The following is a 25,969-nucleotide window of genomic DNA, read 5'->3' as shown; positions in this document are numbered from 1 at the left end:
CGAGATCTTTCCCCATCGGCACAATCGGCCGAGCGACGAGCAATTTTTTGTATGTGCGCAAATCTTCCGTTTGCATCAACCCCGCGGCAAGGGCAAGCAACGTCTTGCCCGTTCCGGCTTTGCCGATTAGCGTCACAAGCGGAATGTCGTCGCGCATGAGAAGCTCAAACGCCATCGTCTGCTGCACGTTGCGCGGGCGAATGCCCCATATATGTTCGTGATGGAAGATGAGCTTTTTCACTTTTTTGCCGTTTTGGTCGACAATGCCAATCGCTGACGCCGAGCTGCCAAACGCGTCTTTCATAATGATGAACTGGTTCGGATAAAACGGGTGGTCGGCGATATCAGCGAGCACGAGCTCCCCTTTGTCGTAAAACCGCTGCAGGTGGTCCTTTCCTATGTACAGCTCCAAAAATCCGCTGTAAATATGGTCGACATCAACGACGCGGTCGCTTAAAAAGTCTTCTGCCTGCAGCCCGATGGCATCCGCTTTGACGCGCACGAGCGCATCCTTGCTCACCAAAATGACAGAGCGTCCATCTTCCTTCGCCTGCTCTTCAAGCGATAAATTTTTCGCCACCGCCAGAATGCGGTTGTCATTTGTTTTTTCGACAAAAATTTCTTGCAGTTGATGAAACGAACGATGGTTCAACTCAATGCGAAGCGCCCCTCCGTTTTCAAGCGGAATTTTTTCATGCAGCTTGCCGTTTTCGCGCAGACGGTCGATGAGCTTTGACACTTGGCGGGCATTCCTACCAATTTCATCCATATATCGCTTTTTCGAATCCACTTCCTCAAGCACGACCGCTGGAATGACGACCTCATTATCCTCAAACGCGAAAATCGAATACGGATCTTGCAACAGCACGTTCGTATCGAGCACGTAAATTTTTTTTCCCAAATTCCGCTTCCCCCCATGTGAGTTTTTCACGTTTTTCCGTTGGATGGGAATGGCTGTAATACAACATATGAAAACATGTATAAAGATAGAAGGACATTTGCAAACTAAAGAAAAAAAGTCGAGGTGGCCCATTATGAAGAGAAACTGCTGGCTCGCCGTTTTCTTCCTTCCCCTTTTGATTTTCAGCGGCTGCACGTTTGGAAACGATCATGAAGCGAACGAGTCCAATCGTTCACTCGTGCGTGTCAAAAATACGGTCGATGAACGCGTCGAGAACAAATCCGGGCAAGAGATCGCCCGCCGGCTTGCAGAAATCGCCGACCGTGTTCCAAACGTTCACAATGCCGCCGCGATCGTCGTCGGCAAATATGCCATCGTCGGCATTGACGTCGGCGCCAATATGGATGCCTCACGCGTCGGCACCATCAAATATTCCGTCGCCGAAGCATTGCAAAAAGATCCGTACGGCGCGAACGCTATTATTGTCGCTGACCCAGATCTTTACACCCGCGTGCGCAACATCGGCCGGCAAATCGATGAGGGGAGGCCGGTGCAAGCGTTCATGAACGAAATCGCCGACATCGTCGGACGAGTGATGCCGGAAGTGCCGAGCGACTTGTTTGAAACGACGCCGAAGCCGACCGAAGAAAATGACGGACAGCTGAACGAACGGGAGGAGCGGCAACTGAACGAACAGCAAAACAAGCAATCGAATGAACATTTAAATCGATAAACGGTTTCTGTGTGGGTTATAATGGAACAGAAAGCGCGGCTCATTTCCGAGGAAAGCGGGAGTGAAATGCATTTGAATCAACAAACGATCGCGGGAAATGTGGTATAATAGGAACGAAAGAACACTCTACCATTTCGCGTTTGGATGTATTGAGGTGAACAATGAGAGTCAAATGCGTGCTTTGCGACCAAATCGATACGATCGACGATGAATCGCCGCTCGCCAAGCGGCTGCGCAACCGCCCGATCCACACGTACATGTGCCGCGAATGCCACGACCGCATCGCCGAAAAAACGAAACAGCGGCTGGCAACAGGAAAGTTCCGCTTCTATCGCGGCCGCCGCGCAGGCGATGATTGGTGATCCCGCAAAAAAAAACGGTGCGGAAGAGCGATCGCTTTTCCGCGCCTTTTTGGTTGTCATCATCCATACTTTTCCGGTTCGGCTTCGATCTGCCGCCACATCGCCTCAGCCAGCTCAAGCGGGAAACACGCCGCCTTTGTTTCCCCGCCGCGCACATATTCGACGATGTATTGCCCATTCGTTTCATCTTTGACGGCGTCTACGGCCGTCACACCAAAGTCGTTTTCCAAGATGGCGCGGAAAAACGAGGCCGTATCGCGCGCCGCCGCATCGTGCGGACGGGCTTTGGCGACGATGTGGATCGTCAGCCAGTTATAAAGGGCATCCTGCACGGATTTCATGACTTTTCTCCCTCTTTCGCCTGCTTCAGGCGCACTTTATAAATGATTAATACGAGGGCGGCGACGGCCAATCCTTCTGCCACCGGCAAAAAGACGGCAAAAAAGGTCAAAACCGTGCAGCCAAGCGCCAGCAAGACGTAAATGATGACGTTTTTCAACAGCGGCAGGCGGCGGGCAAAACCGAGTCGATACACAAGCGCGGCAAGCAACAACACTGTCACATACAATAGCCACATACCTCGCTCGGGATGATCGTGCACCTTATAAAGCGAGGCGAAAAACGTGAGCCGTTCGAGCACATTCACATCATTCCCCTCCCGTTCATCCTAATAGCGCCCTTCTCCAAGGCGTTTTCGATTGTTCGCAAACTAAAGACGCGCGCATGGCGCTTCCGGCTATTTCGCCTGCTCAACCGCTTTCTTTTTCTTCTCCGCCTTTTCACGCTCGCTTTTATTCAAGATTTTTTTGCGCAACCGGATCGAGGCTGGCGTCACTTCACAATATTCATCATCATTCAAATACTCGAGCGCTTCTTCAAGCGTCAACAGACGCGGCTTTTTCATCGTCGCCGTCTGTTCTTTCGTCGATGAACGCATGTTGGTGACATGTTTTTCGCGGCAAATGTTGACGACCAGGTCGTTTTCGCGGTTATGCTCGCCGACGATCATCCCTTCGTACACTTCAGTGCCCGGCTCAACAAAAATGGCGCCGCGATCCTCAAGTTGCATGATGCTGTAAGCCGTCGCCTTTCCGGTTTCCATCGAGACGAGCACCCCTTGGCGGCGGCCGCCGATGGCGCCAGGCTGCACGGGGGCATAATGGTCAAACGAATGGTTTAAAATTCCATATCCGCGCGTCAACGACATAAATTCACTCCGATAGCCGATCAAGCCACGCGACGGCACAAGGAAGACGAGACGCACCTGCCCGTTGTCGCCGTGCACCATATCGACGAGCTCGCCCTTGCGGCTACCGAGCGACTCCATGATCGCTCCCGTATATTCCTCCGGGATGTCAATGACGACCCGCTCGATCGGCTCGCACGTGACACCGTCAATCTCTTTTAGAATGACTTCCGGCTTCGATACTTGCAGTTCGTATCCTTCGCGGCGCATGCTTTCAATCAAAATCGCCAAATGAAGCTCCCCGCGGCCGGAGACAATCCACGCATCCGGCGACTCGGTCGGCTCAACGCGCAGACTGACATCCGTCTCCAGCTGGGTGCGAAGCCGCTCCTCCAGCTTTCTCGCCGTCACGTATTTGCCTTCGCGCCCCGCAAACGGGCTGTTGTTGACGAGAAACGTCATTTTCAACGTCGGCTCATCGATGCGAAGCGGCGGCAGCGGCTCTTGATGATCGGGCGGGCAAACCGTTTCACCGACATTGATGTCCTCCATCCCGGCGACCGCGACGATGTCGCCAGCGTGCGCTTCTTCAATCTCAATCCGCTTCAACCCAATAAAACCAAACAGCTTCGTGACACGAAACATCTTGACGGCACCGTCGCGCTTTAAGAGAGCGACTTGCTGGCCTGTTTTCATCGTGCCGCGGAAAATGCGGCCGATGCCGATGCGTCCGACATATTCATTATAGTCGAGCAGCGCCACTTGAAACTGCAACGGTTCGCTGCGGTTGTCCGCCGGCGCCGGAATATGCTCGATGATCGTCTCAAACAAGGCGGTCATGTCACCGTCCTGGCGATCCGGATCGAGGCTTGCCGTCCCGCGCAGCGCTGATGTGTACACGACTGGAAACTCGAGCTGCTCCTCAGAAGCACCAAGTTCGATAAACAGGTCGAGCACCTCATCAACGACTTCCGCCGGCCGAGCAAATTCGCGGTCGATTTTGTTGACGACGACGATCGGCACAAGCTGCTGCTCAAGCGCCTTTTTCAGCACAAACCGCGTCTGCGGCATGCAGCCTTCATACGCATCGACGACAAGCAAGACGCCGTCGACAAGGCGCATGATCCGCTCCACTTCCCCTCCGAAATCAGCGTGTCCCGGCGTATCCAAAATGTTGATGCGCGTTCCTTTATACAAGACAGCAGTGTTTTTTGCCAAAATCGTAATGCCGCGCTCCCGCTCCAGATCGTTGCGGTCAAGCGCCCGCTCCGCGACTTGTTCGTTTTCGCGGAACGTCCCTGACTGCCGAAGCAGCTGGTCAACGAGCGTCGTTTTCCCATGGTCGACGTGAGCGATGATCGCGATATTGCGAAGATCGATTCGTTTGTTCGTCAATGTCGGTCACTCCTGTTCGGCAAACTGCTTGTCTATTATATCACAACCGATAGAAAATCGGCATGTTTTCCGGTACACTAGAAAAAGACGCCCACTTTGCCAGAAAGGAGTCAACCCAGTGAAACGGATCGAGCCTGTACCGCTGTTGCTCGCCATTTTTGCCGTCGCCGCCATCATGGCGATCGGCGTCTTCATCGCCGAGCAAAGTTTGATCGGCATCGCCGCTTCCACGCTCATCTTTATCGCCGCCATGGGCGCCGGGTTCGCCCATAAAAAACGGACGCGTTGAAAAACGGGACAAGCTGGATGCTTGTCCCGTTTTCGCGATTTCGCGCCCCATCAATCGTGAAGATAGCGCCGCAAAATTTCTTCGTGCACCCCAGGTTTCGCAGCAAGCACCGAATTGCGGCCAAGCAGATCCAGCGGCTTCCCGTCAAGGGTCGTCACCATTCCGCCCGCTTCTTCAATCAAAATCATCCCGCCGGCGAAATCCCACGGCGACAGGCGCGGCGAAATGTAGGCGTCCAAACGGCCGGCGGCAACATACGCGAGCTCAAGCGCCGCTGAACCATACGAGCGCGTGCCGCGCGCCTCTTTCGCCAGCCTCATGAGCGGGCGATGGTCGAGGCGCTTGTTTTCCATGAGCCATGTCCCGTTGATGGCAATGATCGACTCCGTCACTGGCGCGGGCTGCAGGAGGCCAAGCGGCTCCCCGTTCAAAAACACCCCTCGCCCTTTTTGCGCCGCATACAGTTCGTCAAACACGACGTCATACACGTAGCCGAGCTGTCCGATGCCATCTTCAAAAATGCCGATCGATACAGCAAAATGGCGCCGCTGATGAACGAAATTCATCGTGCCGTCGATCGGGTCAATCACCCAAACAACGCCGTCCAAGGCATCGATCCGGTCGCCAAATCCTTCTTCCCCCAACAGGCGGTGGCTAGGGAACTGGCGGCGGATGTGCTCGGCGAAAAATTGCTCAATGGCGCGGTCAACGTTCGTCACTAAGTCGTTCGGGTTCTCTTTCGCTTCCACCGTCAGCTGTTTTGCAAACGAGGCGCGGATGCGCTTTCCTGCTTCGTCGATCCATTGCCGGGCGTATCGGTCGATTTCTTCCCATTTTTCTGCCATATTGATTCCTCCTGCCTTCGGTTATGTATAGATCGCAACCGGAACGGGGGCGGACACCGCTCAAGAAAAAAACGAACCGGAAAGATGGTTCGCCTTGAATCAGAATCATACTTGAAGGCGCATCAGTTCTTGGCGCAGCTTTTCAAGCCGCCGTTTGCACTCTTTTTTCTTTTCTTCATCGTTTTCCATCATGGCCTCGTACAGCGTCGCTAATTCGTAATCGAGTTCGAGCCGCAACACCGCCATGCGTTTGTCTCCATCTGGTCGCTTCAGCGAATTGGCGGTTTTTTTCATATTCGTCCGCACCCCTTTCCCTATCATCCGCTAAACTTCCGGCGCCCGTCACGAATGTGCTGCTTCATTTTGTTTTATATTATATTATGTGGAAAAAGGGGTGTATGCAACTAATTTGTGCGTTTACCTACCGCGCTTCCGTTGTGGCTCGAATTATACCACAGCGATAATCCAAGGGGAACTATGACCATCAATGATTTCTTGTGTTGACCAGTCGTAGGAAAATGGATAGGAATAACCCATTGTTCCACCTCCACCGTTAGTTTGCCCAACGGCGCCGAATTTGTTCCGCCTCTTCAATCATGCGGGCAAACAACTCAGCGACGGACGGAACGTCGTGAATGAGCCCGATCGCCTGCCCGGCCCAAGCGAATCCTTCGTCCACCTTTCCTTCGTAAATGAAGCGCCGGTTCGCTTCTCCGCTAATATATTCTTTTAAATCATCATACGTACCGCCTTGGCGCTCGATTTCCAATATTTTTTCCGCCCAGGCGTTGGCCAGCACCCGCCCTGGCGCCCCGAGCGACCGTTTAATGATGACCGTATCGTTTTCGGTGGCGTTGAGAATCATTTCTTTATATGCGGGATGAGCATGAACGCATTCTTTCGTGGCGATAAACCGCGTTCCCATCTCAATCCCTTCCGCTCCAAGCGCCAATGCCGCCATCAACCCGCGTCCATCGGCGATGCCGCCCGAGGCGATGACCGGAATCGATACGGAGTCAACGACTTTCGGAATAAGGACGAACGTGCCAGTATCGTATTTGCCGAGATGCCCGCCCCCTTCCTGACCGACGACCATCACCGCATCAGCACCGAGCTCCTCTGCTTTCACTGCTTGGCGGACGGCGGCAACGAGCACGAGCTTTTTCACGTTCGTTCCTTTCAATTGTTCAAAAAACGGCGCTGGATTGCCGCCGGTGACCGAAACGACCGGCACCCCCTCATCAAGCGCTGCTTCAAGCATATGAGCAAACGGGCGGCCGTGCTGGCCAATGGCGAAATTGACGCCGAACGGCCGATCGGTTTTTTCCTTCACCTTGCGGATTTCCTCGCGCAGTTGCTCCGGTCCATCGAGCGACATCGCCGTAATTTGTCCGAGCCCACCGGCGTTCGAGACCGCTGCGGCCAAATCAGCGTACGCCAAGTAAGCGAGTCCCCCTTGAATGATCGGATATGTAATGCCGAGCAGCTCTGTCACCCTCGTTCTCCATTTCATTTCGATAACGCCCCCTTTTTGTTTTGTCTTTCTTTTATTTCTCTCTTGAACCGCTGTTTTCCTTTTTCAGCGTCCATTCATTTCTTCTTTGCAAACGGAAAAATCCATGCTATAATGCACTTGTTTTATCCTCGAGATAAAGAGGTGTGAAAAACCATTGTCGCAACTCGAGACACCATTGTTTACCGGTTTGTTGGAGCATATGAAAAAAAATCCGGTTCAATTTCACATTCCCGGCCATAAAAAAGGGGCCGGCATGGATCCGGAGTTTCGCGCTTTCATCGGAGACAACGCCTTGGCGATTGATTTAATCAACATCAGCCCGCTCGATGACTTGCACCATCCAAAAGGGATGATCAAACGGGCGCAGGAGCTCGCTGCCGAAGCGTTCGGCGCCGATTATACGTTTTTTTCCGTGCAAGGAACGAGCGGCGCCATCATGACGATGGTCATGTCGGTCGCCGGGCCGGGCGATAAAATCATCGTGCCGCGCAACGTCCATAAATCGGTCATGTCGGCCATTGTCTTTTCTGGAGCGACGCCGATTTTCATTCATCCCGAAATCGACAAAGAGCTTGGCATTTCCCATGGCATTACGCCGCAAGCAGTGGAAAAAGCGCTCCGCCAGCACCCGGACGCCAAAGGGGTGCTCGTCATCAACCCGACGTACTTTGGCATTGCCGGCGATTTGAAAAAAATCGTCGATATCGCCCACTCGTACAACGTTCCGGTGCTTGTCGACGAAGCGCACGGCGTGCACATTCATTTTCATGAGGACTTGCCGCTCTCAGCGATGCAAGCGGGCGCCGATATGGCGGCGACAAGCGTCCATAAGCTCGGCGGATCGCTGACGCAAAGCTCGATTTTGAATGTGCGCGAAGGACTCGTCTCCGCGAAACACGTGCAGGCGATTTTAAGCATGCTGACGACGACTTCAACGTCGTACTTGTTGCTCGCTTCGCTTGATGTCGCCCGCAAACAGTTGGCGACGAAAGGGCGTGAACTCATCGACAAAGCCATTCGACTCGCCGACTGGACGCGCCGGCAAATCAACGAGATTCCATATTTGTACTGCGTCGGCGAAGAGATTTTAGGCACGGAAGCAACGTACGACTATGATCCGACAAAGCTCATCATTTCGGTTAAAGAGCTCGGGCTGACCGGCCATGACGTCGAACGGTGGCTGCGCGAAACGTACAACATTGAAGTCGAGCTTTCCGATTTATACAACATTTTGTGCATCATCACCCCGGGCGATACCGAACGGGAGGCGAGCCTGCTCGTTGAAGCGCTCCGCCGCTTGTCGAAGCAGTTCAGCCATCAGGCAGAGAAAGGGATCAAGCCGAAAGTGCTCCTTCCGGACATCCCGGCGCTCGCCTTGACGCCGCGCGATGCGTTTTACGCCGAAACGGAAGTCGTGCCGTTTCACGAATCGGCCGGCCGAATCATCGCCGAATTTGTGATGGTGTATCCGCCTGGCATTCCAATTTTTATTCCAGGCGAAATCATCACGGAAGAAAACTTGAAGTATATTGAGACGAACTTGGCTGCCGGCCTCCCTGTCCAAGGGCCGGAAGACGACACGCTGCAGACGTTGCGTGTCATTAAGGAATATAAACCGATCCGCTGACCGCACAAGCCGGTTTGCCTGGCTTGTGCTTGTTTGCCAAAAATAAACGGCGCGCATGTGACTTGTCGACATGCGCGCCTCTATCCGTTCCTTTCCCCCATCGGTTTGACCGTTTTATTCTTTTTCTCCGCCCTCATTGTCATGCTCGCAGCAATCACATTTCCCATAAAGCGTCGTCACTTTTTCATCTTCGAAATACGCAATCGTCGCATCACACGTTTGACATACGATCGTGCCCATCCCCAAAACCCCTTTGTGATGATAAATTCGCTTGTTGATTTCATAATAATATATCACATTTCAATTGTCAATCCTAATTTGTATATCACATTTAATAAAAAAGAACTTTTTTGAAAACGCCCTTTTTCCATTTATTGTCCGCCAACATATGGTACAATAAGGATAAAGACGCAATGGAAATGGTGGGAGGGGAAGGAATGATGAACACCGATCTAAAGCTGCCTGCGGGGAAAACGATGACCATCGAGGACGTCAAACAGCTGCTCGAGCGCTACCAGATGGCGCTCAAAAAGACAGGGGAACAGCTTGGTTGGGCGTACGAACAGGCCGCCTTCCCGTATACGGTCCGCATACACGAATCCGTTCTCTACTTGCAAGGCGACGGCCGTTTGTACAAAGGGATGGCGATTTCCGTGCGAACAGCTGGAGAAGAGACATTCATTGACATCGCACTGCCGCCGGGGGCGACGCATGGGGATAAAGGGAAGGCCAATGAATTCAGCAAATGGCTGGCGAAAACGCTCGGCGGTGAACTGCACTTGTTCAGCGGCCGGACAATGGTGTTTGGCAGCGCGTAAACAGCGGGCATTCGACCGCTGTTTTTTATTGAACGGCCTGCCAAATGACATGCTGACCGGCAAAGTACACCGCCGCCGTCCCAATCGTCGTCAGCGCCGCCTTGCGCGTCGCCAAGCCGAGCTGGCGGGCCAGCAAAAACGCGATGTACATAAAGATGCACAGCATCAGCCCGCGGAAAAACAGGCGGTCTCTTCCTGACAGCCACTCGATCAATGAGAAACTGCTCCAAATCATCATCTGCATCAAAAATGCAACGTAAGCTTTCATTTCAACTCCATCTCCCGCTTGTTCTTTACCATAACGATATGAAGCGAGAGCGGAAAATAGTATGGGAAATTGGACAAGAAATGGACCAGGCCGCTCCTTTGGACAAAAGACTGTCGACCGGGCGCAGCAACAGGCGAACATACAGCTGTCGCCGCAGATTCATTTCTTTTCTGCCAATCATCTTGCTTCTGGATGATGTTCCCTGCTTATTGCACCGCAGGAAAAAGGTGCCCCGCTGTGTTTGGGGCACCTTCGTTTTCCGTTACTTCGCAATGATATGAATCGGCGTGCCAAGCGCCACTTCCGCCGCTTCCATGGCGATTTCGCCAAGCGTCGGGTGGGCATGAATCGTCAACGCGATATCTTCCGCCGTCATGCCGGCTTCAATGGCCAGCCCAAGCTCGGCGATCATATCCGAGGCGTTCGGGCCGATGATTTGCGCTCCAATCACAACGCCGTCTTCTTTGCGGACGACAAGCTTCAGGAAACCGTCCGTATCGTTGAGTGACAGAGCGCGGCCGTTGGCGGCAAACGGGAATTTCGCCGTAATGACGTCGATGCCTTCCTCTTTCGCCTGTTGTTCAAAGTAGCCGACCGAGGCGCATTCCGGATCGGAGAAGACCACAGCCGGAATGGCGATGTAATCCACTACCGACGGATGGCCGGCGATGGCTTCCGCCGCCACTTTCCCTTCATACGACGCTTTATGAGCAAGCGCCGGGCCTGGAACGATGTCGCCGATGGCGAAAATGTTCGGCACGCTTGTCCGGCATTGTTGGTCCACTTCAATCAAGCCGCGGTTCGTCATTTTGATGCCGATTTGTTCAAGACCAAGTTCATCTGTATTCGGTCGGCGGCCGACCGTCACCAACACATAGTCGGCGTCGATCGTTTTCGTTTCGCCGTTCGCCTCATACGTGACCGTCACGCCGTCTGCACGCTCTTCGGCTCCTTTTGCGAGCGCATTCGTCACAACTTCGACCCCTTTGTTCTTCAGACGGCGCTTAATGATGGACACCATTTGCTTTTCAAAGCCGGATAAAATCTCACCGGCCCCTTCAAGAATCGTCACTTTCGCACCAAAATTGGCGTAAGCCGTACCGAGTTCGATGCCGATGTAGCCGCCGCCGATGACAACGAGCGATTTCGGGATTTCCCCGAGGTTGAGCGCACCGGTCGAGTCGAGAATGCGGCCGGAAAACTTGAAGTTCGGCAGCTCGATCGGACGCGAACCGGTGGCCAGAATCGCGTTTTTAAACGTATACGTCTGCGCGCTATCGCCGTTGACCACGCGCACCGTATTGGCGTCGACGAAGTACGCTTCCCCCTTGACGATGTCGACTTTGTTGCCTTTGAGAAGTCCTTCGACGCCGCCCGTCAATTTTTTGACGATGCTCGCTTTCCATTCTTGCACTTTCGAGAAATCAACCGTGACGTTTTCCGCCTTGATGCCCATCTCTTCGGAATGCTTCGCCTGCTCGTAGCGATGGCTTGCCGAGATAAGCGCCTTGGACGGGATGCAACCGACGTTTAAGCAGACGCCGCCCAAATTTCCTTTTTCCACAATCGTCACTTTTTGGCCGAGCTGTGCGGCGCGGATGGCGGCGACATAGCCGCCAGGGCCGGCGCCAACGACGAGCGTTTCTGTTTCAATTGCAAAATCGCCAACTACCATCGTTTTACGCCTCCATTAATAATAATTCTGGATCGCTTAACAGCTGCTTGATATGGTTGAGCGCTTTTTGCGCCGTCGCTCCGTCGATCATCCGATGGTCAAAGCTCAACGAGAGCGCCAAGACCGGAGCAGCGACAATTTCACCGTCGCGGACGATCGGTTTTTCGGCAATGCGGCCGATGCCAAGAATCGCCACTTCCGGATGGTTGATGACCGGCGTAAACCATTGCCCGCCGGCTGAGCCGATGTTCGTGATCGTGCACGATGCGCCTTTCATTTCGTTTGGCATCAGTTTGCCTTCGCGCGCTTTTTCAGCGAGTTCGTTGATTTCCTTCGCCAGCGCGAAAATCGGCTTCCGGTCGGCATGTTTAATGACCGGCACGAGCAACCCTCGATCCGTATCAGCGGCGATGCCGATGTTGTAGTAATGCTTATGAATAATTTCCTCCGTCGCATCGTCGATCGACGTATTCAGCACCGGATATTCACGCAGCGCGGAAACAAGCGCTTTGACGACATACGGCAAGAACGTCAGCTTGATGCCTTTTTCCGCGGCAATGGCCTTGAATTTTTTTCGGTGAGCAACAAGCTTCGTCACATCGGCTTCGTCCATCAGCGTCACGTGCGGGGCCGTATGTTTCGAATGCACCATGGCCTTGGCGATCGCCCGACGGATGCCGCTCATTTTCTCGCGCGTTTCCGGGAATTCGCCTTCCGGCACAACCGGTTTCGCCGCTGGCGCTTGCGGCGCTGCCTTCTCTTCCGCCGCTTGCGGCGTCGGCTCAGCCGCGGCTTTCGCGCCGCCGGCGAGGAAGGCATCAATATCTTCTTTCAAAATGCGGCCGTTTTTCCCCGTGCCTTGGACGAGGCGGATATCGACGCCTTTTTCACGCGCATATTTGCGCACAGACGGCATCGCGATGACGCGGCGGTTCGGGTCGGCTTCCGCTTCGGCCGCCGGTGCGCTCGGAGCAGCGGTCTCAACCATTTCCTTTTTCGACACCGTTTCCGCTTTTTCCTCTTTTTTCACTTCTTCGTGTTCTTGTCCTTTAAACGTCATGTTTTCATAGCCCGGCGCATCGAGCGTAATGAGCGTTTGCCCGACCGTCGCCACCGTTCCTTCCGGGACGAGAATCTCAAGCACTTTCCCCTTGACAGGAGATGGGATCTCGACGACCGCTTTGTCGTTTTGCACTTCGCACAACACGTCGTCTTCGTTCACTTCATCGCCCGGCTTGACGAACCATTTGACGATCTCGCCTTCGTGAATGCCTTCGCCAATGTCCGGCAGCTTAAATTCAAATGCCACTGTAGGTCGACCTCCTATCGTTTGCCGAAAATGAGCGGGGGAAGGCGCTTCGCTCCCCCGGACTTGTCCACATTAGAAGTTGATCACTTTTTTCGCCGTCTCGATCACGTCTTTAAAGTTCGGCAGCCACACCGATTCTGCTTGAGCGAACGGATAGACGGTATCCGGCGCGGCGACGCGCAATACAGGCGCCTCAAGGCTTAAAATCGCGCGCTCGTTAATTTCAGCAACGACGTTGGCGGCGATGCCGGCTTGCCGTTGCGCTTCTTGAACGACGATGGCGCGGCCCGTTTTTTCGACCGAACCAATGATCGTCTCAATATCGAGCGGCTGCACGGTGCGCAAGTCGACGACTTCGGCAGAAATGCCTTCTTTCTCTAATTCTGCCGCCGCCTTTAACGATTCATGCACCATGGCCCCGTACGCGATAATCGTAATGTCTTTCCCTTCACGCTTAATGTCTGCTTTGCCGATCGGAATTGTGTACTCTCCTTCGGGCACCTCTTGTCGGAACGAACGGTACAGTTTCAAATGCTCAAGGAAAATAACCGGGTCGTTGTCGCGGATCGCCGAGATGAGCAATCCTTTCGCATCATACGGCGTCGACGGGATGACGACTTTCAAGCCCGGCTGTTGGGCGACGAGTCCTTCTAAGCTGTCTGAGTGCAATTCTGGCGTATGGACGCCGCCGCCAAACGGCGAACGAATCGTAATCGGAACATGGTAGCGGCCGCCAGTGCGGTAGCGGATGCGCGCCATTTGTCCGCAAATCGCATCCATCGCCTCATAGACGAACCCGAAAAACTGAATTTCCGGCACTGGGCGAAACCCTTGCAAGGCCAAGCCGATCGCCAAACCGCCGATCCCCGATTCGGCCAGCGGCGTATCAAACACACGTTCTTCGCCAAACTCAGCTTGCAGCCCTTCGGTCACCCGGAATACGCCGCCGTTGACCCCAACGTCTTCGCCAAACACCAGCACGTTCGGATCGTTTCTCATCTCGATGCGCAGCGCATCGGTGATCGCTTGAACCATTGTCATTTGCGCCATGGCTTACTTCGACTCCTTCTCTTTATAAATTTCATACTGCTCTTTTAAGTTCGCCGGCAGCTCTTCGAACATGATGCTGATTAAGTCGGTCACTTTTTGTTTCGGCGTTTCGTCCGCTTTTTTGATCGCTTCCTTGATGTCCTCTTTCGCCTGCTCGATGACGCGGTTTTCTTCCTCTTCGCTCCATAAACCTTTCGCTTCTAAAAACTTGCGGAAGCGGACAAGCGGGTCTTTTTTCGCCCATTCGTTTTCGAGTTCTTTCGAACGATAGCGCGTCGGATCGTCGCCGGACATCGTGTGCGGACCGTAGCGGAAGCAAAGCGTTTCGNTGAGCGTCGGCCCTTCGCCGTTAATGGCGCGTTCGCGGGCTGCTTTCACCGCGGCGTAGACCGCAAGCGGATCCATGCCGTCGACTTGAATGCCCGGAATGCCGGCAGCGACCGCTTTTTGCGCCAATGTTTTGGCGATCGTTTGCTTCTCCACTGGCGTCGAGATGGCAAAGCGGTTGTTTTGCACAACAAAGATGGCCGGTGCCTTAAACGCCCCCGCGAAGTTGATCCCTTCATAAAAGTCGCCTTGCGATGTGCCCCCATCGCCGGTATATGTAATGGCCACCGCCTTTTTGCCCCGCATTTTCAAGCCGAGCGCCACGCCGGCCGCTTGAATGTATTGGGCGCCGATGATGATTTGCGGCGGCAAGACGTTGACGCCTTCAGGAATTTGGTTGCCATGAAAGTGGCCGCGCGAGAACAAAAACGCTTGATAAAGCGGAAGCCCGTGCCAAATGATTTGCGGAACGTCGCGATATCCCGGCAAAATGAAATCTTCTTTCTCAAGCGCAAAATGGCTGGCGATTTGGCTCGCTTCTTGCCCGGCGGTCGGCGCGTAAAACCCGAGTCGGCCTTGGCGGTTCAACGAAATGGAGCGCTGGTCGAGTATGCGCGTATACACCATGCGGCGCATCAGCTCTTTCAGCTGCTCATCGCTTAACTCCGGCATCGCCTCTTCGTTGACGATTTCGCCTTCTTCATTCAAAATTTGAAACGTCGGGAACTGCTCGGCTACTTTCTCGAGCTGCTCCGCAAATCGAAACTGGGAGGTTTTCACACCCATGTTATTCACCTCTGCCTTTCATTAGAAATTTTAGAAATGAGAATACATTCGCCCATATACTATTAATGTACCCAAAATGAAAGAGAAATAAAAAACGGCCGCCATCCGGCGCCAACACAAGCAACAAAGGCGCCGAAATCTGTTTCACTATTTTTCAAGACTGAATTAGTACAATATGCATTTGCAAGTTTTAGTTTACACGTTCTTGGATCAACCGTCAACGACTTTGATTTCTCATGTTTTTTCGCTTTATTTTTTGGGTGAAATTGGAATTGGCAATATTCCGCCCACAAACTGTTATATTACATTCCTCACCATCTGTATGAGTTCTGTATTATATTTTCACAAAATATAAAACACACAGTGGCTTGACAAGATAATGAAAACGTTTTCTCGAATTTGTCTTATTGTTTTCCTTATACTCGAATAATATATTCGTGCGGTTGCGTTTTTATTTACGATCGATGCTCATTTTGTTAGACTAAACGATAGACAGCGATGCCAAACGTAGGGAGTGAACGAAGCGAATGATCACGATGAAGGACATCATCAAAGAGGGGCACCCGACATTGCGGAAAATCGCCGAACCCGTTCCGTTGCCGCCTTCAGAGGAAGATAAGCGCATTTTGCAAAGCTTGCTTGACTACGTGAAAATGAGCCAAGACCCGGAGCTGGCAGCTAAATACGGCCTGCGGCCCGGCATTGGCCTTGCCGCCCCGCAAATCAACGTCTCAAAGCGGATGATCGCCGTCCATGTCACCGATGAAAACGGGACGCTGTACAGCTACGCCTTGTTCAATCCGAAAATCGTCAGCCATTCCGTCCAGCAATGTTACTTGACGACCGGGGAAGGCTGCCTGTCGGTCGACCGCGACGTGCCAGGGTATGTGCCGCGCTATGCCCGCATCACGGTCACTGGGACGACGATCGACGGCGAAGAAGTCACACTGCGCTTGAAAGGGCTGCCGGCCATCGTCTTCCAACATGAAATCGATCATTTAAACGGCATTATGTTCTATGACCGCATCAACCCCGATGACCCGTTTCAAGTGCCGGACGGGGCGATTCCAATCGGGCGCTAAAAAGCCCGCTGTCAATGGCGAGCGGCCTCGCCGAAAAGGCCAAGGCCGCTTTTTATCGGATGAGCTGCAGCTGTTTCAATCCGTACCAAATGCCTTCCTTATCGACCGGTTTCGTAACGAAGTCGGCGACCCTTTTCACTTCCTCATGGGCGTTGCCCATCGCCACCCCGGTTCCGACGAACGAGAGCATTTCAATGTCATTCAATCCGTCGCCGAACGCGTACACATCCTTCTTATCGATCCCGAGCTTTTCGATCATCATGCGGATGCCTTCCGCCTTCGAGCCCCCTGCCGGCAGCACATCCGTCGAGACGTCATGCCAACGGACGAAGCGAAATTCGGGATAGTTGCGCACATACGGTTCTTCTTCCTCGGCGCGGCAAAACAGAAGCGCTTGATAAATGTCTTTGTTCTCATAATAAAGAGGGTCGACAGGCGGGTGGGCGAATTTTAGACTCGCCATGCTGACGTGGATGTGCGGATGGTCGCCGATGCTCGCTCTCATTTTCTCCGCATCCATAAAGACGAGCGGATGGCCGTTTTTGTGGGCTTCCTCTGTCAGCGCCCTGACTTTCTCGCGCCGGAGCGGCTGCTTGTATAACACGTTCCCTTCAAAAACGACGTACTGACCGTTGAAGCTGACGAACGAATCGATGCCAAGCTGTTTGCGCACATGCTCAAACATAAACGGAGCGCGTCCGGTGGCGATGGCGACATAAACGCCCGACTGCTTCAGGCGGCGAACCGCTTCGATCGTTGACAGCGGCAGCTGCTTTTGCTCATCAAGAAGCGTGCCGTCGATGTCGAAAAAGACGATTTTTCTGCCCACGTTCACTTCCCCTTGTTAAAAAATTGTTCATTGTCTACCGTACTGAAAAACGCCCGGAATGTCAACCAAGAGGCACGATCTGTTCCATTTTTACCCATGAAAAACAAACCTCCGCCTACATATCATATATAATAGAACATTTACTTTCGCCGCAAAATGAGTACAATAAAAGGTAAGGAGTGATGAAACATGTTGAAAAAGCTGAAAAAAAAGCTGCTTCAACAGTGGAAAGACCTGCTCCGGAAAAAATTGATCGCCTGACCGTTACAACAACAGCCCTTCCATTCGAAGGGCTTCTTTCCCACTTTGGCGAATAAAGCGGGCAACATTCGTCAAAGATGATGCATATCGTCGGCACATCTCACGCCTGTTTTTTGCTTTTGGCAACAAAATACATGAAAAGAAAGTTACATTCTTATATAATAGATAGAGCAACCATTGTACGATAAGGAGAGATTTCACGATGATTTTCAAAGTGTTTTACCAAGAAAACGCAGACGAGGCGCCCGTGAGAGAAAAAACGAAAACACTCTACATCGAAGCAGAATCAGAGCGGGATGTACGCCGAAAACTCGAAGGCCGTCCGATCAATATTGAGTATATTCAGCCGTTAGAGGGAGCGCATCTAGAATACGAAAAGAAAAGCCCGAACTTTCAAGTATTGGAGATTTCATCATGAAGCTGTTGACAGATCAGCAAGTTGGCGTTTTTGCCCTCGGCGGACTGGGTGAAATTGGAAAAAATACATACGGCGTACAATTCCAAGACGAAATCATTGTCATTGACGCAGGCATTAAGTTTCCGGAAGATGAGCTGCTCGGGATCGACTATGTCATTCCAGACTACTCCTATTTAGTGAAGCACGCGGACAAAGTGAAAGGACTGTTCATCACCCACGGGCACGAAGACCATATCGGCGGCATTCCGTATTTGCTCCGGCAGGTGAACATCCCGATTTACGGCGGCAAATTAGCGCTTGGGCTGATTCGCAATAAGCTTGAGGAACATGGATTGTTGCGCCAAGCGAAACTCATTGAGATTCGCGAAGACGATGTCATCCGCTTTCAAAAAACGGCCGTCACCTTTTTCCGGACGACACACAGCATTCCGGACAGCTACGGTATTGTTGTGAAAACGCCAGTCGGGCAAATCGTTCACACTGGGGATTTTAAATTCGACTTTACGCCGGTCGGCGAGCCGGCCAATTTGACAAAAATGGCCGAAATTGGGAAAGAAGGAGTTCTTTGCTTGCTGTCGGACAGCACGAACAGCGAGATCCCGCATTTTACGATGTCGGAGCGGCGCGTCGGTGAAAGCATTCACGACATTTTCCGCAAGGTGGAAGGACGCATCATTTTCGCCACATTTGCATCAAACATCCACCGTCTCCAACAGGTGACGGAAGCAGCCGTCGCCAACAACCGAAAAATCGCTGTCTTCGGTCGAAGCATGGAAGCGGCGATTGAGATCGGACAAGACCTCGGCTATATCAAATGTCCGAAAGGCACGTTCGTCGACGCGAACGAAATCAACCGCCTGCCGGCCAACCGGGTGACGATTTTATGCACCGGCAGCCAAGGGGAGCCGATGGCCGCCTTGTCGCGCATCGCCAACGGCACGCACCGGCAAATTCAAATCATCCCGGGCGACACGGTCGTCTTTTCCTCATCGCCGATTCCGGGCAACACGGTGAGCGTCAACCGGACAATCAACATGCTGTACCGCGCCGGCGCAGAAGTCATCCATGGCCCGCTCAACGACATCCATACGTCCGGCCACGGTGGGCAGGAAGAACAAAAATTGATGATCCGGCTGATGAAGCCGAAATATTTCATGCCGATCCACGGCGAATACCGCATGCAAAAAATGCACGCCAAGCTCGCCATCGACTGCGGCGTGCCGGAGGAAAACTGCTTTATTATGGACAACGGCGAAGTGCTTGGCATCAGCGACAAAGAAGCGCGCATCGTCGGCAAGATCCCGTCCGGCTCCGTCTACATCGACGGCAGCGGTGTCGGCGACATCGGCAACATCGTCTTGCGCGACCGCCGCATTTTGTCTGAGGAAGGGCTCGTGATTGTCGTCGTCAGCATCAACATGAAAGAGTTCAAAATCGCCGCCGGCCCGGACATTATTTCTCGCGGCTTCGTCTATATGCGTGAGTCAGGTGACTTAATCAGCGAAGCGCAAGTGTTGATCTCCAAGCATCTCGAAAAAGTGCTGGAACGGAAAACGAACCAATGGTCGGAGATCAAAAACGAAATTACGGAAACGCTCGCTCCGTTCTTGTACGAGCGGACGAAACGGCGGCCAATGATTTTGCCGATCATCATGGAAATCTAAAGAAAAAAGGGCGTCCTTGTAAAAGGATGCCCTTTTTCCGTCATCATCATGCACAGGCCGCCTGCCAGCCGTCAACCGACCACTTTTTCCTCAAACCGGTCAATGTCGCTGTCAGCGCCGATGACGACCAACACGTCGCCTTTGCGGATGATTTCCGAGGCGAGCGGGGAGACGATGACGCTTGTTCCACGCTTGATGGCGACGATGTTGATGCCATAGCGGGCGCGGATGTCAAGCTCCAAAAGCGAATGGCCGTCAAGCCGCTCGCTTGCCACGATTTCGACAATGCTGTATTTGTCCGACAGCTCCAGATAATCTAGGACGTTGTTGGAAATCAAGTTGTGGGCGATCCGCTCGCCCATGTCCCGTTCTGGATGCACGATTTGGTCAGCGCCGATTTTTTTCAGCACTTTCTCATGGTAATCGTTCGTTGCCTTGACCGTAATATGGTTGACGCCGAGCTCTTTTAAAATCAGGGTCGTCAAAATGCTCGCCTGGATGTTGTCGCCGATCGCGACAATGACATGGTCGAAGTTGCGGATGCCTAAACTTTTCAGCACGTTTTCATCGGTCGTGTCGCCGACGACGGCGTACGAAGCGATCGACGCAAATTCGTTTACCCGGTCTTCATCAATATCGATGGCCAATACTTCCATCCCTTGTTCGCTCAGCGTCCGGCAGATGCTGCCGCCAAAGCGCCCGAGGCCGATGACGGCAAACTGTTTCTTTTTCATTGACACTCCTCCATCGTTGATCAAGCATTGTTTCTCCCCTTATTTTAGCAAAAAAGAAAAAGGAACGAAAACGTTCTTCGTTCCTTTTCCACCATTCCTTTACGCTATGCGATTTTGCCATTTCGCCCAAAAGCGGGCTGCCAGCGCACACAGCCCGAACGTTCGTCATCAGCGAAGTTTTTCTTCGACTTTTTGGCAAATCTCTTCTGCGGTGAGCCCGCTCGCTTCAATGACCGGACCGGACGTCACGATGTTGTGAATGCCGGCGATATTGGCGTCCAGGCCGGTAATGACGCAGCAGTCGCAGCCTCTTGCGTCTTGCTCCCCTCGGAGCGGCACAACGTCATATCCTCGCTCTTTCAACGCTTCCTGTACGTCCGTCAACGATGGCTCAACACCAATTTTCGCCATCACAATCCACCTCCTCACACTCATTAATGTGTGTTGCTAGAGGCGGAACTATACTTCATTCTGCGTTTCCTTTCCATGAAAAATAGTCGATTAAAAACGCGATGGCGCGGTCGATCGCTTCCTCGTTCGGAGCCAGTTTTGCATGGTGCAGCCCATATGGTGAGGCGACGCCAAGCCAAAACATAAAACCCGGGATGTCCGCCAGCATATAGCCGAAATCTTCGCCAGTCATCGCTTCTTTGCAACGGATCACATTCACGCCGCCGTGCGCCTTGGCAAACTTCATAAATTCCGCTGTCAGATCCGGATCATTATACACTTCATGGTACATGGCACCGTAATCGATGGATGCTTCACATTCGTACGCGACTTCAATGCCATGCACGATCGCTTCAATCCGCCGCTTCACCTTCTGCATCGCTGCAGTCGACAGCGTCCGAATCGTTCCTTCGAGCCGGGCGTGCTCCGCAATGACGTTCTGCACCGTCCCGCCGGCAATTTTTCCGATCGTAATGACCGCGCTGTCGAGCGGATCGACGTTGCGGGCGACGATCGACTGCAGCTGCGTCACCAATGCGCAGGCGGCGACGACCATGTCATTCGCTAAATGCGGAAACGCCGCGTGGCCACCTTTCCCCTTCAGATCGATAAACAGCTCCGACGTATTGGCAAACAGCAACCCTTCTTTCGTTGCAATCGTGCCGACGGGATATTCCGGCGCAATATGCAAGGCGACGATGATATCCGGCTTCCATTCCCGCATGATGTCGCTTTCTAACATCGGCTTTGCTCCGCCCGGTCCTTCCTCGGCCGGCTGGAATACAAACAGCAAATCGTCTTTCAGTGGATGATGAGCAAAATGGGTGAGCACACCAAGAGCGATGCTCATATGCACATCGTGGCCGCACGCGTGCATGCGCCCTTCATGTTTCGACCGATACGGCAAGCCGGTCTCCTCGCGAATCGGCAGCCCGTCCATATCGGCGCGGTAGCCGATCGTTTTGCGCGGCGATGTTCCGTTGACTTTGACGAAAATCCCCGTTTTCCACGTCCGGACTTGAAGCCGCTCTTGCGGCAGGGACTGGATATAGCGAAGCAAATATTGCTGCGTCTTAAACTCCTGAAACCCAAGCTCCGGAATTTGATGCAAGTCGCGGCGAATGGCGACAAATGGGCTGATCGCAGACATCGTCTCTCCTCCATGGGCAAAAAAGCTGTCCTCGTGTGAAGGGACAGCTTTTATGATGATTATAATTGGCGAAGCTCCTGCTTAATCTCCGTTTTCGCCCGCGTTTGCTCGTCGATCTGCTTAATGACGCGCGCCGGCACGCCGGCCACGACCGTATACGGCGGCACGTCTTCGACAACAACGGCGCCGGCAGCCACAACCGCTCCTTTGCCGACCGTGACGCCTTCCAAAATAACGGCATTCGCCCCGACGAGCACATCGTCTTCAATGACGACCGGCTTGGCTGATGGCGGCTCGATCACGCCTGCCAACACCGCGCCGGCGCCGATATGGCAGTTTTTCCCGACCGTCGCCCGGCCGCCGAGCACCGCGTTCATGTCGATCATCGTTCCTTCGCCGACGACGGCGCCGATATTGATGACCGCTCCCATCATAATGACGGCGTTGTCGCCGATTTCGACATGGTCGCGGATGATGGCGCCCGGCTCAATGCGCGCCTTGATGCCTTTCAAATCCAGGAGCGGAATGGCCGAGTTGCGGCGGTCGTTCTCGACGACATAGTCCTCGATTTTGTCTTGATTCGCTTCGATTGCCGCTTGAATGTCTTGCCATTCGCCAAACACGACGCCGACGTTGCCCGTGATAAATGTTTTGGCGCTTGAGCCGAAATCGATGCCTTCGAGATCCCCTTTTATGTATACTTTGACTGGTGTCGATTTTTTGCTGTTTTGAATAAAGGAAATGATTTCATTGGCGTCCATCATCTTCATGGGCGATATCCTCCTTTACACCTGTATTCTTTTTTACTTTAGCAAAACAGAGATCATTGTGACAAGCACAAATTCATCGAGCAAAATGCTGTAAATATCTTCTCGAAGGCTTGCACTTGCGGAAGTTGCCACGCAGCTTCCGAACTGATCAGCCAAAGCCAGCTGCTCTTGTTATTGCACACGATTATCTTTCTGCTCATTGTTCAGCCTCTTTTCGGCCTAGCTTCCGGCCGCCATTAGGCCTGTGCAGCTGTTTATTCAGTTGCTTCAGTACTTCCCGTCGAGTGAAAATGCCTGCAAAATATCCGTCGTCATTTTCCACACACACGAACGGATGATTGACAATAAGCCCCACTGCCTTCATCAGGCTGTCGTCAAGCCGCAGGCGCGGAATGTTTCGGTTCATCACTTCTTCGACCTTCATCGTCTCGAGACGTTCAAATTCGATGCGCTCCAATCCTAAAATTGCATCCATCATCATCGTCATGCTGATGAGCCCATGCAGTTTATACGATGTATCGAGAACTGGAATCGCTGAATAGCCGGTTTTCGTCAGGACGAGCAGCGCATGATCCAAATAATTTCCCGGCTGCACATGCGCCACTTTATCCGCCGGAATCAGAAATGGCTTGACAGTCATTTGCATGAATTCATTGTGTTCCCATGTCATGCCGATGTTCCGCCTTTCTTCTGCATCTTCTCCTCTCCACATTGTTATCATACCATAAAAAAGACTATCGCTTCCTGCGATAGCGATAGTGCACAACAATTTTTATCCTTCCTCTTCCTCTGTCAACAGTCGGTCGTATAAACGCAACAGCTGCCGGTACCGGTGTTCATCGACCTCCTTGTCTCCGTTTTCGATATCCGCCAGCTCGGAGCGGATGAGCTCGAGTGCATATTGCTGGCTGAACAAAACGTCAAGCAATAACGCCGCTTCCTCGCCCGACAGCCTTGTCGGCAGCCGCTTCGTCATCTCCATTCCCCCTTTGCCTCTTCCGCTTCCATATATATTCGCCGGCAAAGGAAAAAAGTCGTGGAAAAAAGCGTCATTTGCGGACAGGCAAAAAGGCCACCCATATGAATGGAATGGCCTTTTTTTCAATAATAGCGCAACGCCAAATAACCAATGGCAAAAATGGCGAGCAAGACAGCGAGTACGTAAGCGAGGAACACCGGGTTGCGCAAGTAGGCATGCTCCTCGACCGTTTTCGGAATCGGCCCGTCAAGCTCCCCTTGCCAACGCTGTTGGCGTCCGAGGCGAACCGTATAGACGAACCCAATGACCGCGATCAATACAGAGAGGGCGGATAACACAAAAGTCAACTGTGCCATAAGTTTCACCTCATGTTTACTTTGCCGCAATGAGGCGATTTTATGCAGTCAATAATGGGCGTCATGCTCAAACAAATAGCTGTACGACAAGTCAATAAACAAGTAATGGCGCTCATCGATCGGATACGAATACGTCCGGATCGTTTCCCCTGTTTCAATATCCGTGTATAAATCGGACAAAATCCCTCTTCGGCGCGAGCGCATGCGAATAATGTTTTCCAAAAAATACGGGCGCCAGCTCCAGTTTTTCATATAATATTGCGGCTGAAGCTCCCACCGGCCGCCGCGCTTGAACATATTGCCCGACTGCTGGAAGCCGTCCTCATCACAAACATAAATGCGGAAGCAAACATCGTCGAGCTCGCCGGCCAACAGGGAAATGAGCTCGTTAAAATCGGCGGCTTTTTTGTATTTGCCAAGCAGCGCGCTGATCCGCTGCTGAAACTGCTCAGCAATTTGATACAGCGTTTCAAGCTTTTTCTTTTCCTGCTGGATGAAGCGATGGCACTCTTGGCGGAGCAAGTCTTTCAACAAATCGCGCGGCACAACCTCTGGCGCCGGCTTGGCCAAATAATACCCTTGATAATAGCGGCCGCCATGCCGCCAAGCATACTGAAGCTGAAATGACGTTTCGATGTCCTCATACAGGAGCGTCGCTCCGATTTTGCGCGCCAACAGCGAAATCGAGTGAACGATTTCCTGGTATGCTTGATGAACGGACGTTTTCCGCAATTCACGCAAATCGATTTTTAAAATGTCAGGCGACAAGACGCCGATTCGCTCAAGATGAATGCTATGTTCGGCGATGTTGTCGACCGCCACTTTAACGCCGTATGTACGAAGATACGTCAATAAATGGCTGAGCTGATCGACGTCTCCCTTGAAATGCTGCTCGTTGATTTCCAAAACGATGCGGCTTGGCGCCAACCCTTTCGCTTCATAGGAGAGAAGCAGCTGCAAAAACGACTCGCCGCGGTCAAGCATCAGCAAGTTGGCGTCGCGGTTTAAAAAAATGAGCAGCGTTTGATCATCAAGCGACAGAAAATAGTCGAGCGCTTTTTTCGTGATCACATCATCCACTTCGATGCGAAATTCTTCTGGAATGGTTTCATCGTGAAAAAACGGCCCAAGGCTGACCGGCCCTGTTTCCGTTTGAAACCGACCGAGCACTTCATAGCCGACGACCCCATGCTCATCGGCGCTGAAAATCGGTTGATAGTGCGGAATCACTTGCGGCAAGTTGGCCATCACGTCTAATGCATCCATCGTGTTCACCTCATCCCCATCGACCATCTTTGCCTTTATTATAGCATAATTGCCCAATCGTTCCTGACTCGTAAAAAAAGCGGCTCCCCTGACAGCAGGGAATCCGCTTGTGACAAAGGCCGTTGCGTGCAATGAGCCGGTTGCCCGCGATAAATGAAGAAATACCGCCTGCAATCCCTTTTGGGTGAGGACCATCTTGCTTTATGGCAAATTTGATTAAAACGGCCGCCGGTTCAGCCATTGGCCGCCGTCGACTGTGATGCAAGCGCCGTTAATGTAAGCGGCTTCATCCGAAAGCAAAAACGAAGCGACCGCCGCGATTTCTTCCGGCGTCCCGAGCCGCCCGAGCGGCACGCTTTCCAACGTCATCCGCTCCGCTTCCTCTGATTCCCAAAGCCGCTCCGCCCCGCCGGTCCGCTCAATCGGTCCGGGAGCGATTGCATTGACGCGGAAGCCGTACTTTTTCCCCCATTCCACAGCAAGCGTGCGCGTCATTGCCAGCACTCCAGCCTTGGCGCTCGCTGAATGAATGACCCCGGCGCCGGCATGCCAGGCATATGTCGCAACGATGTTGATAATGTTCCCTTTCAAGCCGCGCTGAATCCAGTAGTTGCCGACTTCCCGGCTGCAGTAAAACGTGCCGTTTAACACAATGTTAATGACGCTGTTCCAGCCGTTGATCGACAACTTTTCCGCCGGGCAAATGAAATTGCCAGCCGCGTTGTTGATGAGGGCATCGATGCGGCCGAATTCCGCATCAGTCCGCTCCACCATGTGCGCCACTTGTTCCGGGTTGCGCACATCCATCGGGATCGTAAGCACTTTCCCTCCATCCGGCGCGGCGATTTCCCGCTTGGCCTCTTCGAGCGCCTCGGCCCGCCTTCCCGTAATGACGACGTTGGCCCCATCAGAAACAAACCGCT

At 52.9% G+C, this 25,969-nt stretch carries 32 protein-coding genes and 1 pseudogene; 9 read left to right on the top strand and 24 right to left on the bottom strand.

From position 1 onward, the window contains the following. Positions 1-901, bottom strand: a 901-nt coding sequence (locus VU18_RS04560) for a PhoH family protein (protein ID WP_047757785.1), incomplete at its 3' end; no start/stop codon positions are given. Between the two features lie 133 nt (positions 902-1,034). On the opposite strand from VU18_RS04560, the gene VU18_RS04555 reads away from it, so the two are divergent. Next, positions 1,035-1,634 (top strand): YhcN/YlaJ family sporulation lipoprotein, encoded by a 600-nt coding sequence (locus tag VU18_RS04555; protein WP_047757725.1) that lies wholly within the window; start codon positions 1,035-1,037, stop codon positions 1,632-1,634. A 161-nt stretch (positions 1,635-1,795) separates the two neighbouring features. Then, positions 1,796-1,996 (top strand): YlaI family protein, encoded by a 201-nt coding sequence (locus tag VU18_RS04550; protein ID WP_021321494.1) that lies wholly within the window; start codon positions 1,796-1,798, stop codon positions 1,994-1,996. 59 nt (positions 1,997-2,055) lie between these two features. On the opposite strand, the gene VU18_RS04545 is transcribed toward VU18_RS04550, so the two are convergent. The 3 genes from VU18_RS04545 to typA form a co-directional block, all read right to left on the bottom strand. Then, positions 2,056-2,337 carry a hypothetical protein gene (locus VU18_RS04545; RefSeq protein ID WP_011230572.1) on the bottom strand — a complete coding sequence of 94 codons (282 nt, stop codon included), beginning with the start codon at positions 2,335-2,337 and terminating at the stop codon, positions 2,056-2,058. Further along, a complete protein-coding gene (locus tag VU18_RS04540) occupies positions 2,334-2,642 on the bottom strand; it encodes a YlaH-like family protein (protein WP_011230571.1) in 309 nt (102 codons plus the stop codon). Before VU18_RS04540 ends, VU18_RS04545 begins: the two co-directional genes overlap by 4 nt. A 90-nt stretch (positions 2,643-2,732) precedes the next feature. Beyond that, a complete protein-coding gene (typA, locus tag VU18_RS04535) occupies positions 2,733-4,577 on the bottom strand; it encodes a translational GTPase TypA (RefSeq protein ID WP_011230570.1) in 1,845 nt (614 codons plus the stop codon). A 118-nt stretch (positions 4,578-4,695) separates the two neighbouring features. On the opposite strand from typA, the gene VU18_RS18140 reads away from it, so the two are divergent. Continuing rightward, complete coding sequence (locus VU18_RS18140) at positions 4,696-4,866, top strand: DUF5325 family protein (protein ID WP_158225548.1); 171 nt, start codon at positions 4,696-4,698, stop codon at positions 4,864-4,866. A 50-nt stretch (positions 4,867-4,916) separates the two neighbouring features. Here the strand turns inward: VU18_RS18140 and VU18_RS04530 are convergent, their stop codons facing one another. The 3 genes from VU18_RS04530 to VU18_RS04520 form a co-directional block, all read right to left on the bottom strand. Further along, positions 4,917-5,711 carry an inositol monophosphatase family protein gene (locus VU18_RS04530; protein WP_011230568.1) on the bottom strand — a complete coding sequence of 265 codons (795 nt, stop codon included), beginning with the start codon at positions 5,709-5,711 and terminating at the stop codon, positions 4,917-4,919. 105 nt (positions 5,712-5,816) lie between these two features. Beyond that, positions 5,817-6,032: a hypothetical protein gene (locus VU18_RS04525; RefSeq protein ID WP_013523313.1), complete on the bottom strand. Its 216-nt coding sequence runs from the start codon at positions 6,030-6,032 to the stop codon at positions 5,817-5,819. Between the two features lie 232 nt (positions 6,033-6,264). Further along, positions 6,265-7,224 (bottom strand): nitronate monooxygenase family protein, encoded by a 960-nt coding sequence (locus tag VU18_RS04520; RefSeq protein ID WP_011230566.1) that lies wholly within the window; start codon positions 7,222-7,224, stop codon positions 6,265-6,267. Positions 7,225-7,381: 157 nt separating this feature from the next. Here VU18_RS04520 and VU18_RS04515 point away from each other — a divergent pair, with 157 nt between their 5' ends. Beyond that, positions 7,382-8,854 (top strand): aminotransferase class I/II-fold pyridoxal phosphate-dependent enzyme, encoded by a 1,473-nt coding sequence (locus VU18_RS04515; protein ID WP_011230565.1) that lies wholly within the window; start codon positions 7,382-7,384, stop codon positions 8,852-8,854. Between the two features lie 114 nt (positions 8,855-8,968). Here VU18_RS04515 and VU18_RS04510 read toward each other — a convergent pair whose 3' ends face one another. Continuing rightward, entirely contained in the window at positions 8,969-9,094 is a 126-nt protein-coding gene (locus VU18_RS04510; protein ID WP_011230564.1) for a GapA-binding peptide SR1P, read from the bottom strand. Positions 9,095-9,291: 197 nt separating this feature from the next. On the opposite strand from VU18_RS04510, the gene VU18_RS04505 reads away from it, so the two are divergent. Further along, the gene (locus VU18_RS04505) at positions 9,292-9,672 is read left to right on the top strand and encodes a DUF1885 family protein (protein ID WP_013145895.1); all 381 of its coding nucleotides are present in this window, start codon (positions 9,292-9,294) and stop codon (positions 9,670-9,672) included. 25 nt (positions 9,673-9,697) lie between these two features. Here VU18_RS04505 and VU18_RS04500 read toward each other — a convergent pair whose 3' ends face one another. From VU18_RS04500 to VU18_RS04480, 6 genes and pseudogenes are all read right to left on the bottom strand, one after another. Then, positions 9,698-9,940 carry a hypothetical protein gene (locus VU18_RS04500; RefSeq protein WP_011230562.1) on the bottom strand — a complete coding sequence of 81 codons (243 nt, stop codon included), beginning with the start codon at positions 9,938-9,940 and terminating at the stop codon, positions 9,698-9,700. 262 nt (positions 9,941-10,202) lie between these two features. Next, entirely contained in the window at positions 10,203-11,615 is a 1,413-nt protein-coding gene (gene lpdA, locus VU18_RS04495) for a dihydrolipoyl dehydrogenase (RefSeq protein ID WP_011230561.1), read from the bottom strand. Positions 11,616-11,619: 4 nt separating this feature from the next. Beyond that, a complete protein-coding gene (locus tag VU18_RS04490; RefSeq protein WP_013145897.1) occupies positions 11,620-12,924 on the bottom strand; it encodes a dihydrolipoamide acetyltransferase family protein in 1,305 nt (434 codons plus the stop codon). A gap of 72 nt (positions 12,925-12,996) precedes the next feature. After that, complete coding sequence (gene pdhB / locus VU18_RS04485; protein WP_011230559.1) at positions 12,997-13,974, bottom strand: pyruvate dehydrogenase complex E1 component subunit beta; 978 nt, start codon at positions 13,972-13,974, stop codon at positions 12,997-12,999. A gap of 3 nt (positions 13,975-13,977) precedes the next feature. Next, positions 13,978-14,302 (bottom strand): annotated as a pseudogene (locus VU18_RS19245) (thiamine pyrophosphate-dependent enzyme); the annotation flags it as partial. 1 nt (position 14,303) lies between these two features. Beyond that, positions 14,304-15,087 (bottom strand): thiamine pyrophosphate-dependent enzyme (locus tag VU18_RS04480; RefSeq protein ID WP_236687284.1); only part of this gene is annotated, 784 nt, incomplete at its 3' end. 527 nt (positions 15,088-15,614) lie between these two features. On the opposite strand from VU18_RS04480, the gene def reads away from it, so the two are divergent. Next, the gene (gene def / locus VU18_RS04475; RefSeq protein ID WP_011230557.1) at positions 15,615-16,169 is read left to right on the top strand and encodes a peptide deformylase; all 555 of its coding nucleotides are present in this window, start codon (positions 15,615-15,617) and stop codon (positions 16,167-16,169) included. Positions 16,170-16,221: 52 nt separating this feature from the next. Here def and VU18_RS04470 read toward each other — a convergent pair whose 3' ends face one another. Further along, positions 16,222-17,004 (bottom strand): Cof-type HAD-IIB family hydrolase, encoded by a 783-nt coding sequence (locus VU18_RS04470; protein WP_020278630.1) that lies wholly within the window; start codon positions 17,002-17,004, stop codon positions 16,222-16,224. A 176-nt stretch (positions 17,005-17,180) separates the two neighbouring features. Here VU18_RS04470 and VU18_RS21040 point away from each other — a divergent pair, with 176 nt between their 5' ends. From VU18_RS21040 to rnjA, 3 genes are all read left to right on the top strand, one after another. Further along, positions 17,181-17,315 carry a hypothetical protein gene (locus VU18_RS21040; RefSeq protein WP_014195339.1) on the top strand — a complete coding sequence of 45 codons (135 nt, stop codon included), beginning with the start codon at positions 17,181-17,183 and terminating at the stop codon, positions 17,313-17,315. Positions 17,316-17,461: 146 nt separating this feature from the next. After that, entirely contained in the window at positions 17,462-17,677 is a 216-nt protein-coding gene (locus VU18_RS04465; RefSeq protein WP_011230554.1) for a DNA-dependent RNA polymerase subunit epsilon, read from the top strand. Then, positions 17,674-19,341 carry a ribonuclease J1 gene (rnjA, locus tag VU18_RS04460; protein WP_011230553.1) on the top strand — a complete coding sequence of 556 codons (1,668 nt, stop codon included), beginning with the start codon at positions 17,674-17,676 and terminating at the stop codon, positions 19,339-19,341. The genes VU18_RS04465 and rnjA overlap by 4 nt, the downstream gene beginning before the upstream one ends. A gap of 71 nt (positions 19,342-19,412) precedes the next feature. Here rnjA and VU18_RS04455 read toward each other — a convergent pair whose 3' ends face one another. The 9 genes from VU18_RS04455 to fadH all read right to left on the bottom strand — a co-directional run. Next, complete coding sequence (locus VU18_RS04455; RefSeq protein WP_042380182.1) at positions 19,413-20,075, bottom strand: TrkA family potassium uptake protein; 663 nt, start codon at positions 20,073-20,075, stop codon at positions 19,413-19,415. Between the two features lie 168 nt (positions 20,076-20,243). Next, positions 20,244-20,486, bottom strand: coding sequence for a YkuS family protein (locus VU18_RS04450; RefSeq protein WP_011230551.1), 243 nt, complete (start codon positions 20,484-20,486; stop codon positions 20,244-20,246). Between the two features lie 55 nt (positions 20,487-20,541). Continuing rightward, positions 20,542-21,675, bottom strand: a complete 1,134-nt coding sequence (locus VU18_RS04445; RefSeq protein WP_011230550.1) for an N-acetyldiaminopimelate deacetylase — start codon at positions 21,673-21,675, stop codon at positions 20,542-20,544. A gap of 59 nt (positions 21,676-21,734) precedes the next feature. Then, positions 21,735-22,445 carry a 2,3,4,5-tetrahydropyridine-2,6-dicarboxylate N-acetyltransferase gene (gene dapD, locus VU18_RS04440; RefSeq protein ID WP_011230549.1) on the bottom strand — a complete coding sequence of 237 codons (711 nt, stop codon included), beginning with the start codon at positions 22,443-22,445 and terminating at the stop codon, positions 21,735-21,737. Positions 22,446-22,641: 196 nt separating this feature from the next. Next, complete coding sequence (gene cbpB / locus VU18_RS04435) at positions 22,642-23,115, bottom strand: cyclic-di-AMP-binding protein CbpB (RefSeq protein WP_011230548.1); 474 nt, start codon at positions 23,113-23,115, stop codon at positions 22,642-22,644. Positions 23,116-23,217: 102 nt separating this feature from the next. Then, positions 23,218-23,421 carry an antirepressor AbbA gene (gene abbA, locus VU18_RS04430; RefSeq protein ID WP_013145903.1) on the bottom strand — a complete coding sequence of 68 codons (204 nt, stop codon included), beginning with the start codon at positions 23,419-23,421 and terminating at the stop codon, positions 23,218-23,220. A gap of 125 nt (positions 23,422-23,546) precedes the next feature. Continuing rightward, a complete protein-coding gene (locus VU18_RS04425) occupies positions 23,547-23,780 on the bottom strand; it encodes a hypothetical protein (RefSeq protein WP_011230546.1) in 234 nt (77 codons plus the stop codon). 48 nt (positions 23,781-23,828) lie between these two features. Further along, positions 23,829-25,046 (bottom strand): EAL-associated domain-containing protein, encoded by a 1,218-nt coding sequence (locus VU18_RS04420; protein ID WP_011230545.1) that lies wholly within the window; start codon positions 25,044-25,046, stop codon positions 23,829-23,831. Positions 25,047-25,262: 216 nt separating this feature from the next. Next, on the bottom strand, positions 25,263-25,969 hold a 707-nt coding region (gene fadH, locus VU18_RS04415; RefSeq protein WP_047757784.1), incomplete at its 5' end, for a 2,4-dienoyl-CoA reductase.

The sequence above is a fragment of the Geobacillus sp. ZGt-1 genome, from assembly GCF_001026865.1.
GTDB lineage: Bacteria > Bacillota > Bacilli > Bacillales > Anoxybacillaceae > Geobacillus > Geobacillus thermoleovorans.
This window is presented reverse-complemented; position numbering and strand designations above follow the sequence as displayed.